The sequence below is a fragment of the Spirillospora sp. NPDC049024 genome (genome assembly GCF_040649235.1).
In the GTDB taxonomy this organism is placed as follows: Bacteria; Actinomycetota; Actinomycetes; order Streptosporangiales; family Streptosporangiaceae; genus Spirillospora.
The window spans coordinates 45,522-62,868 of sequence record NZ_JBEZFD010000026.1; the positions used below are offsets into that span (position 1 = coordinate 45,522).

General features: G+C 73.3%; 16 protein-coding genes. 11 read left to right on the forward strand and 5 right to left on the reverse strand.

Going from position 1 to position 17,347, the window contains the following annotated elements; translation table 11 throughout:
• The first annotated feature begins 35 nt into the window (after positions 1-35).
• Positions 36-899: an alpha/beta fold hydrolase gene (locus tag AB0C21_RS35940; RefSeq protein ID WP_500210365.1), complete on the forward strand. Its 864-nt coding sequence runs from the start codon at positions 36-38 to the stop codon at positions 897-899.
• Positions 900-924: 25 nt separating this feature from the next.
• Here AB0C21_RS35940 and AB0C21_RS35945 read toward each other — a convergent pair whose 3' ends face one another.
• From AB0C21_RS35945 to AB0C21_RS35955, 3 genes are all read right to left on the reverse strand, one after another.
• Positions 925-2,445, reverse strand: coding sequence for a serine/threonine-protein kinase (locus AB0C21_RS35945; protein WP_500210366.1), 1,521 nt, complete (start codon positions 2,443-2,445; stop codon positions 925-927).
• Positions 2,442-4,433 (reverse strand): WD40 repeat domain-containing serine/threonine protein kinase, encoded by a 1,992-nt coding sequence (locus AB0C21_RS35950; RefSeq protein WP_500210368.1) that lies wholly within the window; start codon positions 4,431-4,433, stop codon positions 2,442-2,444. The genes AB0C21_RS35945 and AB0C21_RS35950 overlap by 4 nt, the downstream gene beginning before the upstream one ends.
• A 165-nt stretch (positions 4,434-4,598) precedes the next feature.
• On the reverse strand, positions 4,599-6,053 hold the full coding sequence (locus tag AB0C21_RS35955) for a PucR family transcriptional regulator (protein WP_500210369.1): 1,455 nt from the start codon (positions 6,051-6,053) through the stop codon (positions 4,599-4,601).
• Positions 6,054-6,148: 95 nt separating this feature from the next.
• Here AB0C21_RS35955 and uraD point away from each other — a divergent pair, with 95 nt between their 5' ends.
• The 10 genes from uraD (at position 6,149) to AB0C21_RS36005 (ending at position 16,099) form a co-directional block, all read left to right on the forward strand.
• Positions 6,149-6,622 (forward strand): 2-oxo-4-hydroxy-4-carboxy-5-ureidoimidazoline decarboxylase, encoded by a 474-nt coding sequence (gene uraD / locus AB0C21_RS35960; protein ID WP_500210370.1) that lies wholly within the window; start codon positions 6,149-6,151, stop codon positions 6,620-6,622.
• Complete coding sequence (gene uraH, locus AB0C21_RS35965) at positions 6,619-6,933, forward strand: hydroxyisourate hydrolase (protein WP_500210371.1); 315 nt, start codon at positions 6,619-6,621, stop codon at positions 6,931-6,933. Before uraD ends, uraH begins: the two co-directional genes overlap by 4 nt.
• Positions 6,933-7,793, forward strand: a complete 861-nt coding sequence (gene pucL, locus AB0C21_RS35970; protein WP_500210372.1) for a factor-independent urate hydroxylase — start codon at positions 6,933-6,935, stop codon at positions 7,791-7,793. The genes uraH and pucL overlap by 1 nt, the downstream gene beginning before the upstream one ends.
• Before the next feature lie 41 nt (positions 7,794-7,834).
• Positions 7,835-8,713, forward strand: coding sequence for an FAD binding domain-containing protein (locus AB0C21_RS35975; RefSeq protein ID WP_500210373.1), 879 nt, complete (start codon positions 7,835-7,837; stop codon positions 8,711-8,713).
• Entirely contained in the window at positions 8,713-9,198 is a 486-nt protein-coding gene (locus AB0C21_RS35980; protein WP_500210476.1) for a (2Fe-2S)-binding protein, read from the forward strand. Before AB0C21_RS35975 ends, AB0C21_RS35980 begins: the two co-directional genes overlap by 1 nt.
• Positions 9,195-10,556: an 8-oxoguanine deaminase gene (locus tag AB0C21_RS35985; protein ID WP_500210374.1), complete on the forward strand. Its 1,362-nt coding sequence runs from the start codon at positions 9,195-9,197 to the stop codon at positions 10,554-10,556. The genes AB0C21_RS35980 and AB0C21_RS35985 overlap by 4 nt, the downstream gene beginning before the upstream one ends.
• The gene (gene pucD / locus AB0C21_RS35990; protein ID WP_500210376.1) at positions 10,557-12,866 is read left to right on the forward strand and encodes a xanthine dehydrogenase subunit D; all 2,310 of its coding nucleotides are present in this window, start codon (positions 10,557-10,559) and stop codon (positions 12,864-12,866) included.
• Entirely contained in the window at positions 12,863-14,161 is a 1,299-nt protein-coding gene (gene allB / locus AB0C21_RS35995) for an allantoinase AllB (RefSeq protein WP_500210377.1), read from the forward strand. Before pucD ends, allB begins: the two co-directional genes overlap by 4 nt.
• Complete coding sequence (gene alc / locus AB0C21_RS36000; protein WP_500210378.1) at positions 14,158-15,156, forward strand: allantoicase; 999 nt, start codon at positions 14,158-14,160, stop codon at positions 15,154-15,156. The genes allB and alc overlap by 4 nt, the downstream gene beginning before the upstream one ends.
• Before the next feature lie 79 nt (positions 15,157-15,235).
• Positions 15,236-16,099 carry a hypothetical protein gene (locus tag AB0C21_RS36005; protein ID WP_500210380.1) on the forward strand — a complete coding sequence of 288 codons (864 nt, stop codon included), beginning with the start codon at positions 15,236-15,238 and terminating at the stop codon, positions 16,097-16,099.
• Positions 16,100-16,156: 57 nt separating this feature from the next.
• Here the strand turns inward: AB0C21_RS36005 and AB0C21_RS36010 are convergent, their stop codons facing one another.
• The gene (locus AB0C21_RS36010) at positions 16,157-16,390 is read right to left on the reverse strand and encodes a DUF397 domain-containing protein (protein ID WP_149264124.1); all 234 of its coding nucleotides are present in this window, start codon (positions 16,388-16,390) and stop codon (positions 16,157-16,159) included.
• Positions 16,391-16,512: 122 nt separating this feature from the next.
• Positions 16,513-17,133, reverse strand: a complete 621-nt coding sequence (locus AB0C21_RS36015) for a TetR family transcriptional regulator (RefSeq protein WP_149264123.1) — start codon at positions 17,131-17,133, stop codon at positions 16,513-16,515.
• Between the last annotated feature and the right edge of the window lie 214 nt (positions 17,134-17,347).

Here is a 17,347-nt window from a genome sequence, read left to right on the forward strand (position 1 = left end):
GATGAGTTCCGGCTCCGCGCACGGTCCACCCCGTCATGGAGAAGCTCATCAAGGCCAACGGGGTGGAACTGTGCGCGGAGGCGTTCGGTGACCCGTCCGACCCGCCGATCCTGCTGATCGGCAACACGATGCTCACGTGGCCGGACGACCTGTGCGGGCGCCTCGCCGCGCTGCGCAGGTTCGTCGTCCGCTACGACCTGCGCGACACGGGCCGGTCCGAGTCCGCCGACCCCGGCGCCCCCGGATACACGCTGCGCGACCTCGTCGCCGACGCCGCCGGCGTCCTCGACGCCTTCGGACTGCCGGCCGCGCACGTCGCCGGGTTCGGCACCGGCGGCTGGATCGCCCAGCTCCTCGCCCTCGACCACCCGAAGCGCGTCAGCACCCTCACCCTCGTCGCGACCAGGCCCACCGCCCCCGGACCGGCCGACGCCGACCTGCCCGAGCACGCCCCGGAGCTGATGGCCCGCTTCATGAAGCCGCCGCAGGTCGACTGGACGGACCGGGAGTCGGTGGTCGGCTTCCTGGTCGAGAACGCCCGCCACGTGTCGGGCCCGTCCTTCGACGAGTCCGAGGCCCGCGCGAACATCGAGCGCATCTACGACCGCACGGTGCCGTCCGGAGCCGACCCCGGCGAGGCGCACCGGGCGAACCAGATGGGCACGGTCTTCGCCGCCCTGGACTGCGGCGACCGCTGGCGCGAACGCCTTCCCGAGATCACGGCCCCGACCCTCGTCGTCCACGGAGAGGACGACTCCTTCTTCCCGCTGGGCAACGGCCGGGCGCTGGCCGCCGAGATCCCGTCGGCCGAACTCCTCGTCCTCCCCGGCACGGGCAACGAACTCCCGCGCCGGACCTGGGACACGGTCGTCCCGGCCCTGCTCCGCCACACCGCCTGACGGCGAGAGGTGTCGCGGCGCCGTGTCACGGCACCTTCTCGGCCACCGATTCGGCCAGTTCCGCCGCCATCCAGCACATGCCCGAGGCGTCGCTCGACTGGCCGGTGGCGACCGTGCTCACCTGGGTGGACGATCCATCGTTGTCCCACGTGACCTGGCAGGCGCTCTCGTCGTCGCTGCTGTACGCCCGCATGCCGGGGAGTGCGGTCAGCTTGTCGTGCTCGGCGTCGGTCACGTCGGTCCGGAAGAGGCGCACGGGTTTCGGGGAGTACATCAGGGTCAGCCGGAAGTCCTTGTCGGCCCCGTACTGGGCGGTCTGCCATTCGCAGGTGCGGATGTCCTCCGCGGCGTTCTCGTAGCCGCCCCGCACGCCGGTGGAGATGAGCTGGTTGTCCCGGATGATGCCCTGGTCGATCACATCGCAGGGGTCCTGGGACGCGCTGCCCGGCTTCGGCGTCCCCCCGGCGGCCCGGGCGCCCGGCCCGCTGTCGCCGGTCAGGGCGATCGCCCCCCAGGTGAGGGCGGCGGTGAGCACGACGGTGCCCACGGCGGCGGGAAGGATGACCCGGGGACGCGTCCACGCGGACGTCCGGGGCCCGGCGGGCCGGGTCGCGACACGCGTGTGGCCGGTGACCGGAGGCGGCGGAGCGGGGGTCCACGGCCCGGGCCACTGGTCGCCGGTCGGCGGCACCGCGGCCTTGCGCTCGGTGATCATCGCGCTGACCCGCTCCGGCAGCCAGTGCCCCTCGTCGGCGGACGGCGCGAACCGCGCCAGGACGTCGCCGACCGACGGCCGGGCGTCGGGGTCCTTGGCCAGGCAGGCTTCGACGAACGGCCGGAGCTGGTCGGGCAGCCGGGACAGGTCCGGCTCCTCATGGATGATCCGGTAGACGACGACCGCGGGCCGCCCCCTGCCGTAGGGGGTCTCCCCGGTGGCGGCGTACGCGAGCACGCAGCCGAGCGAGAAGACGTCGGACTCCGGCCCGGCCGCCCGTCCCCGCGCCTGCTCCGGGGACATGAACCCGGGCGTCCCGATGACCGCGGTGGACTTCTGCGCGGCGTCCAGCGCGCGGGCGATGCCGAAGTCGATGACGCGGGGGCCGTCGTCGGCGAGCAGGACGTTGCCGGGTTTGAGGTCGCGGTGCACCAGGCCGGCGCGGTGCACCGCCAGCAGCCCCTCGGCGAGACCGGAGCCGAGGACCTGGACCGCCTGGTACGGCAGCGGCCCGTTCGCGGCCACGGCCTGCTGCAGCGACGGGCCGGGGATGTAGGCGGTGACCAGCCAGGGGCGCTCGGCGTCCGGGTCGGCGTCGACGACCTCCGCGGTGTAGAAGCCGCCGACCTTGCGCGCGGCCTCCACCTCCTCGACGAACCGGCGACGGAAGTCGGTGTCGGACGAGAGTTCGGGCGCCACGACCTTCACCGCGACGAGGCGCCCGCCGGGGGAGCGGCCGAGGAAGACCTCGCCCATGCCGCCGCGGCCGAGCCGGCCGAGCAGCCGGTAGGGGCCGACCTGCGCCGGGTCTCCGGGGCCCAGGGGCTTCACCGCCGGAGCCTCCAGATCTTGATCACGTCCTTCAACCGCGCGTCGTCGGTGGCGGTGGCGAGCGTGCGGCCGTCCCGGGCGAAGGCCACGCCGCCCACGCCGCCGCGGCCTATGTCCACCGACAGGAGGCGCTTCTTGGAGGACATGTCCCACAGCGTGACCCCGCCGCCGCCCTCCCGGGCGCCCCGCCCTGCGGCGAGGGTCGTGCCGTCGGGGCTGAGGGCCATCGACTGGAAGCCGGACTCGGCGTCCGCGAGGGCGGGGCCCGCCTTCTTGGCCGCGACGTCCCAGACGCCGACGCCGCCGAAGGTCCCGGTGAGGGTCCCGCCGTCCGGAGTGAAGCCGAGACCGCCGACCCCGAAGGCGTCGGCCTTGGCGAGCGGCAGGGTGCCGGCCGGGGAACGGGACGCGACATCGAAGAGGGCGACGCCGCCGCCGAGGTCGCCGTCTCCGTACCCGGCAGCGAGAGTCTTCCCGTCCGGGCTGAAGGCGACGCTCTGCACCGCGGCGGTCGTGCCCGCCCGGGGCCCGTCGATGACGAAGGTGTGCAGCAGCTTGCCCGCCTTGACGTCCCACAGGGGCACCTTGCCGAAGCCCTCTCCCCGGCCCGACCCGGAGCCCGCCAGGTAGCGGCCGTCCGGGCTGAACGCCAGGCCGTCCATGACGAACAGGTCGGTGCGGTCGGAGGACTTGAACGTGACGTCGGCGACGATGCGGCCTGAGCGCAGGTCCCATACCTTGGCCCCGCCGTGGCCGCTCTCAAGGCCGTGCGACGTCATCTGCATCGGCACCATGTAGCCCATGGCGACCAGGCCGTTCCCGCTGACGGCGACGCTCTTCGGAAGCACGCCCTCACCGGCGCTCAGGGTGGTCACCTTCGCGTGGGTGTTCGCGTCCCACACCGTCAGGTTCTCCTTCCTGAACACCCCCACGAGATAGGCGCCGTCCGGGCTGTAGACGACGTCCCGGAGGCTCTCCGCCGTGCCCGTCTCGATGCTCGCCACCGGGTCGAGCCGGGCGCCGTTCTTCGTTCCGCCCGCCACGGCCGCGGCCGGGCCGTCGCCCGAGCCGGACGAGAGCACCACCGCGGTCGCCGCCGCGACCGCCACCACGACGGCCGCGCCGACGGCGGCCAGCAGGCCCCGGCGGCGCCAGAGGCGCGTCCCGCCGCCCGCGGCGAGTGGTCGCTCGCGCTGCTCCGCCATGGCGGCGACGGCGGGCGGGAGCCACGGGTCCGGCGCGCCCGGCGGGGGCCCCGTCTGGAGGAGAGCGGCCGGCGCCGGCCGGTCGGCGGGGTTCTTGGCCAGGCATGCCCGGATCGTGCCGGCGAGCGGCTCGAGGACGCCCGCGAGGTCGGGTTCGCCGTGCGCCATCCGGTGGACGACCTCGTCGGGCGTCCCCTCCCCGAACGGGTGGCGGCCGGTGGCCGCGTAGGCGAGGACGCAGCCGAGGGAGAAGACGTCGGCGGCGGGACCGGGCTCCTCGCCGCGGATCTGCTCCGGCGCGGTGAATCCGGGGTCGCCGATCCGCACGGACGCGAGGGTTCCGGCGTCCTCGACCGCCCGGGCGATGCCGAAGTCGACGATGTGCGGACCGCCGGACGCCAGCAGGACGTTGCCCGGCTTGACGTCGCCGTGCACCAGGCCGGCGCGGTGCACGGCCGACAGCCCCTCGGCGAGCCCGGCGCAGAGGGCGGCGACCGTCCCGGCGGGCAGCGGGCCGTGCGCGGACACCGCCTCCTGCAGCGACGGGCCCGGAACGTAGGCGGTGGCCAGCCAGGGCCTGGCGGCGTCGAGGCCGGCGTCCACCACGGGCGCCGTGTGCAGGCCCTGCACGCGGCGGGCGGCGTCCACCTCCGCGCGGAAGCGGCGGCGGAACGTCTCGTCCCCGGCCGGTCCGGGGAGCACGACCTTGACCGCGACCGGCCGGCCGCCGGGGGAGCGGCCCAGGAAGACCTCTCCCACGGTTCCCCGCCCCAGCCGTCCCATGATCCGGAATGGGCCGACCTGCCGAGGGTCGTCCGCGCCCAAGGGCTCCACGCCGTTCCTCGCCTTCTCGCACCGATCGTCACGGAGGAGTCCGCCTCCGTGCACAGCATTACATGAACACGAGTGTTCCGTGGAGAGTCCGGGGCGGAAGCCGTGGGTTTTCGATCACACGAGGAGGGCGAGGAAGAAGTCGACGCGGTCCTCCATCCGGGACAGGTCCCGGCCGGTCAGCTCCTGGATGCGCTGGATGCGGTAGCGGACCGAGTTGACGTGCAGGTGGAGCTCCTCGGCGCAGCGCGTCCACGAACCGGAGTTGCGCAGGAACACCTCCAGCGTGCGGACGAGGCCGGCGCCGTGGGCCCGGTCGTAGGAGTGCAGGGGGTCCAGGAGGCGCACCCGGAACATCTGGCGGACGTCGTCGGGGACGCTCGCGAGCAGCAGCACGTGGGTGGCGAGCTCGTCGTGCCGGACGACGCAGACGGGGGAGGGGCGGGTGGCCGCCAGGCGGCGGGCGTGCCGCGCCTCCTCGATGGCGCCGCGCAGGTCCGGCGGCGCGGCGGTGCCCCCGTCCCCGACGGCGCCGCTCACCCCTACGGCGATGCGGGTGCCCGCCAGCCCGGGGGCGAGGGGGCCGAGCGCGTCCTGGACGGCGGCGGCGACGTCCTGCCCGGCGCACGGCACGAGCGCGACGGCCTCCTCGTCCAGCAACCCGACCACCGGGCGCGGCGCGGGCACGACCTCGGACAGGACGGTGCGAAGCTCGCCCGGCCGCAGCGACCCGTCCGCGGACGCGGCGACGGCCACGACCGGTGAGCCGAACCCTTCCGGCAGAGCGCCCCCCGCGACGGCGGCGGACACGATGTCCTGGGACGAGCGGTCGTCGGCGCGCAGCCGGGCCCGTTCGAGGGCGACGATGGCGGCGAGCTCGCCGGCCAGCGTGTGGCGTTCGGGCGGCCAGTCGGCGAAGTCGCCCTCCAGCGCCACGAACCAGTCCGCGACCCGGGGCGTGTCGGCGGGGGACACGGGGAACAGCGACACGTCCTGGGCGGGGACGTGGTGCGGGAACCGGGGCGCGGTGAGGAAGGCGGCGGCCAGGGCCGCGGGGCCGGCCGGCGCCGGACCCGCGACGACGCGCCCGGTCGGGGCGAGGACGTGGCAGTGGCCGACCAGGTCGAGGACGGCGTCGAGCCCCGTCCCCTCGACCAGGCGGCGGTGCCGGTCGAGCAGCGCGGTGAGGTCGGCGGCGCGGGCGCTCGACAGGTGCCGCACGACCTCCTCGGTCACCGTCGCGAACGCCACGTCCTCCGGGACCTTGAACAGCGGGAGCCGGTGCCGGCGGCACGCCTCCACGAGGTCGTCCGGGATGGCGCCGAGCGCGAGGTCCCATGCGGCCAGCCCGGAGACCCCCGCCCCGGCGAGGGCCGCGACGAACGCCTCGGAGTCGGCCGGCCCCGTCCGCCAGACGAGACCGGTGAGCACGAGCTCGCGCCCGCGCAGGTAGCGGCCCGGATCGAGCAGATCGGTGGTGACGACCCACCGGATCGGCCGGTCCAGCCCGTCCTCCCCGGTAACGACCTCCAACCGCAACCCGGGCATCGCGAGCAGCGAACGCAGCCTCATATGTAGCAAGTTACAAAAGACCGTCCGCGACCGGCGGCTTAGTTCGGAGGTCCTGTCTCTCGACCGGGGTCGTGGGGACCTTGTCTACTGCAAGCGTGGTGGAACCGAGTGCCGAGGAGCTGGCGGCGTGCTGCGCGTCCCGGCGGTGGGTCGCCGCGGTCGCCGGGCGGTCCTATGCCGATCTGGCCGCGCTGCGCGCGGCGTCGCGGCGCGCGCTGGACGAGCTGGACTGGCCGGACGTCGAGGAGGCGCTCGCGGCCCATCCGCGCATCGGGGACCGGGTGGGCGGCGGCTCGCGGGAGGCCCGCTGGTCGAGAGGCGAGCAGGCGGGGGCGGCGGGCGCGGCGGCCGATGTTCAGGACGCCCTCACCGCGGGAAACCGGGCCTACGAGGAGCGCTTCGGCCACGTGTTCCTGATCCGCGCGGCCGGGCGCTCCGCCCTGGAGATGCTCGGCGCGCTGCGGGAGCGGCTCGGCAACGACCCCGAGGCGGAGCGGGACGTCGTCCGCCGCGAGCTGGCGGAGATCGTCGACCTGCGGCTGGCGAGGCTGGTGGAGGAGGACGCGTGAGCCTGTCCACGCACGTACTGGACGCGGCGAAGGGGCTGCCCGCCGCGGGCGTGGCCGTCCGGCTGGACCGGCGCGACGCGGGCGGCGGCTGGACGCCGGTCGCCGAGGCCCGCACCGACGCCGACGGCCGCGTCCGGGAGTGGGGCGCCGAGCCCGGCGCGGGGGTGCACCGGCTGACGTTCGCCACCGAGGGCCTGTCGGATTTTTATCCCGAGGTGACGGTCGCGTTCACGATCGACGACCCGGACCGGCACTACCACGTCCCGCTGCTGATCAGCCCGTTCGCGTACTCGACCTACCGGGGGAGCTAGTGGCGATCGTTCTCGGGCCCAACCGCTACGGCAAGGCGGAGACGCGCGTCGTCCGCGTGACGCGGGACGGCGGCGCCCACCGGATCAAGGACCTGAACGTCAGCGTCGCCCTCTCCGGCGCGATGGACGAGGTGCACCTGACCGGCGACAACGCGGCCGTGCTGCCCACCGACACGCAGAAGAACACCGTGTTCGCGTTCGCCCGCAAGCACGGCATCGGCGCGATCGAGGACTTCGGGCTGCTGCTCGCGCGGCACTTCACCGGCTCCCAGCCGGCGATCACCCATGCCCGGGTGGAGATCCGCGAGTACGGCTGGCGGCGCATCACCGGCGGGCACTCGTTCGTCCGGGACGGCGGCGAGGTGCGCACGGCGCTGGTCCACTGCGGCGACGCGGGCGAGTCGGTCGTCTCCGGCCTCACCGACCTGGTCGTCCTCAACTCCACCGGCAGCGAGTTCCACGGCTTCGCCCGGGACGAGTACACGACGCTCGAACCCACCGACGACCGGATCCTCGCCACGGCGGTGACCGCCCGGTGGCGGCACCGGAGCACGACCGGCGCCTGGGACGAGTCCTACGCCGCCGCCCGCGACGGCCTCCTGCGCGCGTTCGCCGAGACGCACAGCCTGTCGCTCCAGCAGACGCTCTACCAGATGGGGCGCCGCGTCCTGGCCGAGCGCCCGGAGATCTGCGAGGTCAGGCTGGCGCTTCCGAACAAGCACCACTTCCTGGTCGATCTGGAGCCGTTCGGCATGGACAACGACAACGAGGTCTACTTCGCGGCGGACCGCCCGTACGGGCTCATCGAGGGCACGGTGCTCACCGACGACGCGCCGGACGCCCCGGCGGCCTTCGAGTGAGGTCCCGCGAAGGGGTCCCGCCCATGGAGGAATACTGAGATATGGACTTCCTGCGACCGGTGACCTGGGAGGACGCGCTCGCCGCCAAGGCCGCGCGGCCGGGCGCGCTGCCCGTCCAGGGCGGCACCGACGTGATGGTCGAGATCAACTTCGACGCGCGGCGGCCCGAGGCGCTGCTCGACCTGACCCGGATCCGCGACCTCGCCGAATGGGACGAGGCGGACGGCCGGCTCCGCGTCGGCGCCGGCGTCCCCTACGCGCGGCTGATCACCGAGCTGGGCGGGCGGCTGCCCGGCCTCGCCCAGGCGTCCCGGACGGTCGGGTCGCCGCAGATCCGCAACCGCGGCACCGTCGGGGGCAACCTCGGCGCGGCGTCGCCCGCCGGGGACGGCCACCCGCCGCTGCTGGCCGGGGACGCGGTCGTCGAGGCCGAGTCGGCCGAGCGCGGCGTCCGGATGATCCCGGTCGCGGAGTTCTTCACCGGCGTGAAGCGCAACGCGCTCGCGCCGGACGAGCTGATCCGCGCGTTCTGGACGCCGCCCGCGTCCGGCCCGCAGTACTTCTCCAAGATCGGCACCCGGAACGCGATGGTGATCGCGGTCTGCTCGTTCGCGATCGCGCTGCACCCCGCGGAGCGCCGCGCCGGGACGGGCCTCGGCTCGGCCGCCCCCACACCGCGCCGTGCCGCGGAGGCCGAGGCGTTCATCTCCGCCGAACTGGACTGGGACGGGCGGGGCCCGCTGGCCGAGTCGGCCGCGCGGCGGTTCGGCGAGCTGGTGCGGGACGCGGCGTCGCCGATCGACGACGTCCGCGGGACCGGCGACTACCGCAGGCACGCCCTGGCGGTGCTGGCGCGCCGGACGCTCACCTGGGCGTGGGACGACTACCGGACGGGGACCGCGGGAAAGGCGGCATCGTGATGCGCGTGAACCTGACCGTCAACGGCTCGGCCGAGGCCGTGGACGACGTCTGGGAGGGCGAGAGTCTGCTCTACATGCTCCGCGAGCGGATGGGCCTGCCCGGCTCCAAGAACGCCTGCGAGCAGGGCGAATGCGGCTCGTGCACCGTCTACCTGGACGGCGTGCCGGTGTGCGCCTGCCTGGTCGCGGCGGGCCAGGCCGAGGGCCGCGAGGTCGTCACCGTGGAGGGGCTGGCGCAGGGGCCGCCGGGCGAGGAGCGGCTCGACCCCGTCCAGGAGGCGTTCGTCGAGGCGGGCGCCGTCCAGTGCGGGTTCTGCACGCCCGGCCTGATCGTCCAGACGCACGACCTCGTCGAGCGGAACCCGGCGCCGTCGGACGCGGAGATCCGCGAGGCGCTGGCGGGGAACCTGTGCCGCTGCACCGGCTACGAGAAGGTCCTCGACGCGGTGCGCCTCGCGGCCGAGCGCAGGGCGGGTGCCCGATGAGACGCGTCGTCATCGAGAACGCCCACGTCGCCACCGTGTCCGGGGACGAGTACCCGGGCGGCCACATCGTCATCGACGGCGACCGGATCACCGCCGTGGGCCCAGGCCCCGCCCCGGAGACGGGCGCGGGCGAGACCGAGCGGATCGACGGGGCGGGCTGCCTCGCCACCCCCGGCCTGGTCAACTCCCACCACCACCTCTACCAGTGGGCCAGCCAGGGCATGGCCGTCGACGGCACCCTGTTCGAGTGGCTGACGACCCTCTACAAGCCGTGGTCGAAGATGGACGCCGAGGTCGTCGCCGGCGCCGCCACCGCCGGGCTCGCGTGGCTGGCCAAGTCGGGCTGCACGACGTCCACCGACCACCACTACCTGTTCCCCAAGGGGCGCGGTGACCTGTTCGCGGCCGAGATCGAGGCCGCCCGGGAGGTCGGCCTGCGGTTCCACCCGGCCCGGGGGTCGATGGACCGGGGCGAGTCGCAGGGCGGGCTGCCCCCGGACGAGGTCGTCGAGGACCTCGACACGATCCTCGCCGAGACCGAGGCCGCGATCGACCGCTACCACGACCCCTCGCCCGGCTCCATGCTGCGCGTCGCCGTCGCGCCCTGCTCGCCGTTCTCCGTCACGCGGGACCTGCTGGTCGACTCGGCCCGCCTGGCGCGCGACAAGGGCGTGCGGCTGCACACCCACCTCGCCGAGACGCTCGACGAGGAGGAGCACACCCGGGAGCAGTTCGGCATGACGCCGACCGAGTACATGGACTCGATCGGCTGGCTGGGCCCCGACGTGTGGCTCGCCCACTGCGTCCACCTGCACGACACCGACGTCAAGCGGCTCGCCGACACCCGCACCGGCACCGCGCACTGCCCGAGCTCCAACGCCCGCCTCGGCGCCGGGATCGCCCGCGTGTCGCACCTGCTGGAGGCGGGCGCGGCGGTCGGGCTCGGCGTGGACGGGGCGGCGTCGGCGGAGCTCGTCCCGCTGGCCGGGGAGCTCCGGCAGGCGATCTACATGCAGCGCGCCCGGTACGGGCCGACCGCGCTGTCCGCCCGGCAGGCCCTGGAGATCGCGACCCTCGGCGGCGCCCGCTGCCTCGGCCGCGAGGACGAGATCGGCTCCCTCGCGCCGGGCATGCTCGCCGACGTCGCGCTGTGGCGGGTCGACGGCTTCCAGGCGGCGGTCGACGACCCCGTCGTCGCGCTGGCGTTCGGGCCGGTCCCGCCGCTGGAGCGCCTGCTCGTCGGCGGGCGCACCGTCGTGGCCGGCGACGCGCTCGTCACCGTCCCGCAGGACGAGGCCGGGCGGCGCGGCGCGGACGCGCACCGCCGCCTGATGCGGCTCGCGGAGGAGGTGCTCTGAATGACGTCCCCGGTCAAGAGTCCGGTCCCCGCGGCCGCTACGGGAACCGGCGGGGTCGGGGAGAGCCCGCTGCGCCCCGACGGCACCCTCAAGGTCGCCGGAGAGTTCGCCTACGCGTCCGACCTGTGGATGGAGGGGATGCTGTGGGGCGCGACGCTGCGCAGCCCGCACCCCCGGGCCCGGATCCGGTCGCTCGACATCGGGCCCGCGCTCGCGATGCCCGGCGTCCGCGCCGTCCTCACCCATGAGGACGTGCCCGGCCGCAAGACGTTCGGCATCGACCACACCGACGACCAGCCCGTCCTCGCGATCGACCAGGTCCGGCACCAGGGCGAGCCGGTCGCGCTGGTCGCCGCCGACCACCCCGAGACGGCGCGGCGCGCGATGGACCGGATCGCCGTCGACTACGAGGTGCTGGAGCCGATCACCGACCCGCGCGCCGTCATCGCCGACCCGGAGGGCCTGAAGGTCCAGGACCGCGGCGGCATCACCCGCCACCAGCCGGTCCGGGTCGGGGACGTGGACGCCGCAAAGGCCGAGGCGGCGGTCGTGGTGTCGGGCGAGTACGAGGTCGGCATCCAGGACCAGGCGTTCCTCGGGCCGGAGTCGGGCCTCGCGATCCCGGCCGAGGACGGCGGCGTCGACCTGCACGTCTCCACCCAGTGGATCCACAACGACCTCAAGCAGATCGCGCCCTGCCTCGCGCTGCGCGAGGACCAGATCCACATGACGCTCGCCGGCGTCGGCGGCGCGTTCGGCGGGCGCGAGGACCTGTCGATGCAGATCCACGCGGCGATGCTGGCGCTGCACACCGGCAGGCCCGTCAAGATGTCCTACAACCGGTACGAGTCGTTCTTCGGGCACGTCCACCGGCATCCCGCGCAGATGCGGTACGAGTTCGGCGCCACGCGCGACGGCAGGCTCCTCTACGCGGACGTCGAGATCGTCCTGGACGGCGGCGCGTACACCTCGTCCACGATGAACGTCGTCGGGAACGCCGCCTCGCTGGGCGTCGGGCCCTACGAGATCCCCAACATCCGGATCGACGGCTACGGCGTCTACACCAACAACCCGCCGTGCGGCGCGATGCGCGGGTTCGGCGCCGTCCAGGCGTGCTTCGCCTACGAGTCGATGATGGACAGGCTCGGCGCCGCCTGCGGCCTCGACCCGCTGGAGATCCGCCGCCGCAACGCCGTCTCGCAGGGGTCGAGGCTCGCGACCGGGCAGGTCATCGAGTCGCCCGCGCCGCTCGCGGAGATGCTCACCCGGCTGGAGGCCATGCCGATGCCTCCCGGACCCGACCGGTCCGACCTGCGCAACCTGCCGGGAGGGGTCTCCCAGACGACCCACGGCGAGGGCGTCGTGCGGGGCGTCGGCTACGGCGTCGGGCTCAAGAACATCTGCTTCTCCGAGGGCTTCGACGACCTGTCCACGGCCCGCGTCCGGCTGGAGGTCATCGGCGGGGAGGCGACCGCGCTCGTGCACACCGCGGCCGCCGAGGTCGGGCAGGGCCTCGTCACCGTCCAGGAGCAGATCGCGCGGACGGAGCTCGGCGTCCAGCGGGTCACGATCGCCCCGGCGGACAACCGGGTCGGCGACGCCGGGTCCTCCAGCGCGTCCCGCCAGTCGTACATGACGGGCGGGGCGGTCAAGACGGCCTGCGAAGCGGTCCGCGCCGAGCTGCTCGCGCGCGCCGCGCGCCGCTTCGGCCGCACCGACCTGGCCCTGGCCGGCGGGAAGATCATGTCGCGGGCGGACGGGGCGCTCGGCACGATCGAGGACGTCCTCGGGGACGCCGCCATCGAGGAGACCCGCGAGTACCACCACCGGCGCACGACCCCGATGGACCCCGTCACCGGGCAGGGGCGCACCCACACCCAGCTCGCGCTCTGCGTGCACCGGGCCGTCGTGGACGTGGACGTGGACCTCGGGCTGGTCAAGGTCGTCGAGCTGGCCGCCGTCCAGGACGTCGGCAAGATCATCAACCGGACCGGGGTGGAGGGCCAGATCCACGGCGGCACCGCGCAGGGCCTCGGCCTCGCCCTGATGGAGGAGATCGTCGTGACCGGCGGCCTCGTCCGCAACCCGTCCTTCACCGACTACCTGATCCCCACCATCCTCGACATGCCGCCCATGCGGCTGGAGATCCTGGAGAACCCCGACCCGGAGGCCCCCTACGGGCTGCGCGGCGCGGGGGAGCCGCCGACGCTGTCGTCCACGCCCGCCGTCGTCGCGGCGATCCGGGACGCGACGGGCCGGGCGCTGACCCGCGTCCCCGTCCGCCCGGAGCACATCGTGGCCGGCCCATGACACCGGCCGACCTCGTGATCCGTTCCCGCCGGACCGTCCTGCCCGAGGGCGAGCGGCCGGCGGCCGTCTCGGTCCACGACGGCCGCATCGCCGCGGTCCTGCCCTACGAGACCCCCGCCTCGGTGGACCTCGGCGACGTCGCGCTGCTGCCCGGACTCGTCGACACCCACGTCCACATCAACGAGCCGGGCCGCACCGAATGGGAGGGCTTCGCCACCGCGACCCGCGCCGCGGCGGCGGGCGGCGTGACCACGCTCATCGACATGCCGCTCAACTCGCTGCCCCCGACCGTCGACCCGGCCGCGCTCGCGGCCAAGCGCGCCGCCGCCGAGGGCGCGTGCGCCGTGGACGTCGGCTTCTGGGGCGGCGCGGTCCCCGGCAACGCGCCCTCGCTCCGCCCGCTGCACGACCTCGGCGTCTTCGGGTTCAAGTGCTTCACCTCCGACTCGGGCGTGCCGGAGTTCCCGCCCCTCGCGCCCGACGAGATGAGGACGGCGTTCCGCGAGATCGCCTCGTTCGGCGGCCTGGTCATCGTGCACGCCGAGGACCCGGCGTCCCTGGCCCCGCCCTCCGGCGGCGACTACGCCGCGTTCCTGGCCTCGCGCCCGCCGTCCGCCGAGCGCCGGGCCGTCGAGCGGGTCGTCCGGCTGGCGGAGGAGACCGGGGTGCGCGCCCACATCCTGCACCTCTCCGCGGCCGACTGCCTGGACGTCCTCGCGAAGGCCCAGGCCGGCGGCCTGCCGGTGACCGCCGAGACCTGCCCGCACTACCTGACCCTCTGCGACGGCGACGCCGGGACCGCCGCGTTCAAATGCTGCCCGCCCATCCGCGACGCGGCCAACCGCGACCGGCTCTGGCAGGGGCTCGCCTCCGGCGTGATCTCCTGCGTCGTCACCGACCACTCGCCCTGCACACCCGACCTGAAACGCGGCGACTTCGCGACCGCATGGGGCGGCATCTCGTCCCTGCAGCTCGGACTGCCCGCCGTCTGGACGGCCGCCCGCGCCCGCGGCCACGACCTGGCCTCGGTCGTCCGCTGGATGTCGCAGGCGCCCGCCGCGCTCGCCGCCGTCCCCGGCAAGGGCGGCATCGTCCCCGGAAACGACGCCGACCTCGTCGCCTTCGCTCCCGAGAAGACGTTCACCGTCGACCCCGCGTCCCTTCACCACCGCCACCCCGTCACCCCCTACGAGGGCAGGGCGCTGACGGGAGTCGTCCAGGCCACGTGGCTGCGGGGCGTACGCGTCGCCGACACCCCCACCGGACGCCTGCTCACCCGATCGGAGCCCCGGTGACCGACTTCACCTCCCTGCCGGACCTCGCCGTCCGCACGCTCGGCGGATCGGTCATCGCCGCGAGCGACGAGTCCTTCGCCGAGAAGGAGAACCTGCTCAACCCGTGGAAGCCCGCCTTCCGGCCGGAGACCTTCGGCCCGAAGGGCCAGCTCTACGACGGCTGGGAGACCGCCCGCCGCCGAACCCCCGGCCACGACTGGGCCCTGATCCGCCTGGGCCTCCCGGGCCAGATCCAGGGCGTGGTCATCGACACGGCGTGGTTCAAGGGCAACTACCCCCCGCACGCCTCAGTGGAGGCCTGCTTCGCCGACGCCTACCCCAGCCCGTCGGAACTCGAAGCCGCCGACTGGGTGGAGATCGTCCCGAGAACACCCCTCAAGGGCGACACCGAGCACGCCTTCCCGACCACCGAGCCGGACCGCGTCTTCACCCACGTCCGCCTCAACATGTTCCCGGACGGCGGCATCGCGCGGCTCCGCGTCCACGGCAGGGTCGTCCCCGATCCCGCCTTCCTGACCGGCCTGACGGTGGACCTGGCCGCCCTGGAGAACGGCGCCCGCGTCCTCGACTGCTCCGACCGCTTCTACTCGTCCCCCGACAACATGCTGTTCCCCGGCCTCGCCCGCACCCAGGCCGAAGGCTGGGAGACGTCCCGCCGCCGCGACGACGGCAACGACTGGGCCGAGATAGCCCTCGCCGCCCCCGGCACGATCGAACTAGCGGAGATCGACACAACGAACCTCAAATTCAACGCCCCCGCCGAGGCCCAATTGACGGCCACCACAAACACCGGCGAACAAACCACCATCCTCCCGCGCACCCGCCTACAACCCGACACCCGCCACCGTTTCCGCCTGAAAACGGAAGAGGTGACAAAGGTCCGCCTGGACATCTACCCCGACGGAGGCATAGCCCGCCTACGCCTCTGGGGCGCCCTAACCCCCAAAGCGGAACAGGCCCTGATAACCGCCTGGAGCACCCAAACTCGCCAATAATGCACTGTGATGCACGCCACACTTAGAGTTATTGGATAGTCACGATATCTAACAGTGTCGGTCAAGTAACTTTCCGCACATGGTCACCACCAAACATGAAGGGCCCATCCAGATCATCCGGGACAACCCGGAAGTCGTGGCCCAATTACTCAAAATCGCCTTCGGAATCGAGGTTTCGGACGCGTCCACCATCCGGTCGACGAGCGAGGCCTGTACCCAGCTGACCCCCGCCGCCTACGTCGCCGACAACGTCGTGGAGATATGCGAAGGCGGGTCGACCAAGCCCACCATCGGCGTCGTCGCCGAGACCCAGCTCGCCAAAGATCCCGACAAGCAGGGCAGTTGGCCGCTCTACCTGACCTCCCTGCATGCCAAGCTCATGTGTCCGTGCTATCTCCTCGTCATCTGCCCCAGCCGATCGGTGGCGGAATGGGCGCGGGAGTCGATCCAGATCGGCCACCCGGGCTTTGACCTCACCCCGTACGTGATCGGCCCCGGCCTGGGGTCTCTCGTCACCACCCCCGACCAGGCCGCGCAAATGCCTGAGATGACCATCTTGGCCGCACTGGCCAACATCATCCCGTCCGACAGGGAGTCCCTGGAGATCACACACGCAGCCCTCGCCACCATCTCGAACGAGGATGAGGAAAAGGGTCGTCTGTACACTGACCTGGTAACAGACGTGCTCTCGAAAGCCGCCCAGAAGATCTTGGAGGAGTACGTGAACACCGGAGTCGCCGGATACAAGTACAAGAGCGAGCCGTTCCGGCGTGCGTACGCCGAAGGCGAGGCCAAGTCGTTGCTGATGGTCCTCGACGCGCGGGGGCTGTCGGTGTCGGACGAGGTTCGGGAGCAGATCCTGGCCTGCACTGATCAGGAGCAGTTGGATCGGTGGCTGGTCCGCGCCGCCACGGCCGAGAGCGCCGACCGTCTGTTCGACTGAGGCGGCCTCGCGGTCAATGAGAACGCCCCCCGGTGGTCGCCGGGGGGCGTTTCTTGTTCAGGAGGCTTCGGTGGGGTCTTCCAGGAGGTCGTCGAACTCGCCGTCCTTGACGCCGGCGATGAAGGCGTCCCACTCGGCCTCGGTGAAGTAGAGGATCGGGCCCTCGGGGTTCTTGGCGTCGCGCATGACGACGGCCCGCTCACCGAAGTCCTTGTGCTGGACGGGGACGTCCTTGCCATCGATGAACTCGATGATGACCCCGTCGCTGAGGATCGGTTCCTGCTCGGTCACTGGCACCCCTTGCTCGTCCTGGGTCCTGTCGGATCCAAGGCTAATGGGGAAGGCATGGGCGCCACGTGGGAATGCGTTGGGGAGGTGACTCTCCGTTCGCGTCCGGCTCGGGGCGGGCGCGGTCAGTCGATGAGGAGGCGGGAGGCGGTGATCTCCAGGCGGGCCTGGATCTCCTCGGCGGTGGCGTTGCCGCGCAGCATCTCGATCATCTCCATGGTCCAGATGCCGGACAGGGCGCGGGCCGCGAGGCGGCGGGGGTCCTCGGCGGGGATGTCCTCCGGCGGGCCGGACGCGGCGCGCAGCAGCAGCTCGCTCATGCGGTCGCCGAAGTCGGTCTTGACGTCGGACAGCAGGAGGGAGCGGATCAGCGCCTCGGCCAGCTCCGGCTCGCGCATCAGGCCGCGGGTGGCGCGCATCAGCACCTCGACGGCGCGGTCGGGGGCGGCGCCCGCGCGGGGCGGGCGGCGCTCGATGCTGCCTTCGAGGAGGTCGATCTCCTCGCTGACGACGGCGACGACCAGGTCCATCTTGGACGGGAAGTAGCGGTAGAGGGTGCCGAGGGCGACGCCGGCGCGCTCGGAGACGGTGCGCATCTGCATCGCCTCGATGCCGCCGCGCGAGGCGAGCGCCGCGGCCGCCTGGACGATACGCTTGCGCCGCTGGTGCTGGCTGCGGGAGCGCACGCCCTGGCCGCCCGGCTGACCCCGGGTCTGGTCCCCGGCCACTGTCGGCTCTGCGGTCACGGTCGCCTTCCCTTCTGTGCGGGCTCGGCCGCCCGACGGTCCCCCCAAGCGTACCGCTCTTGCGAGAACCTGTTATCTGATCGGCCCATCGCGATCTCGTCTCGGCCGCCCATACCCGGCCGGTCGCCCATGACACCCAGGGGAACCGGGTTGCGGGCGAGGGAGATCGGCCCTCTGGACACTTAGTAGAATCTGTTCTACTTTTTCGCCGTGG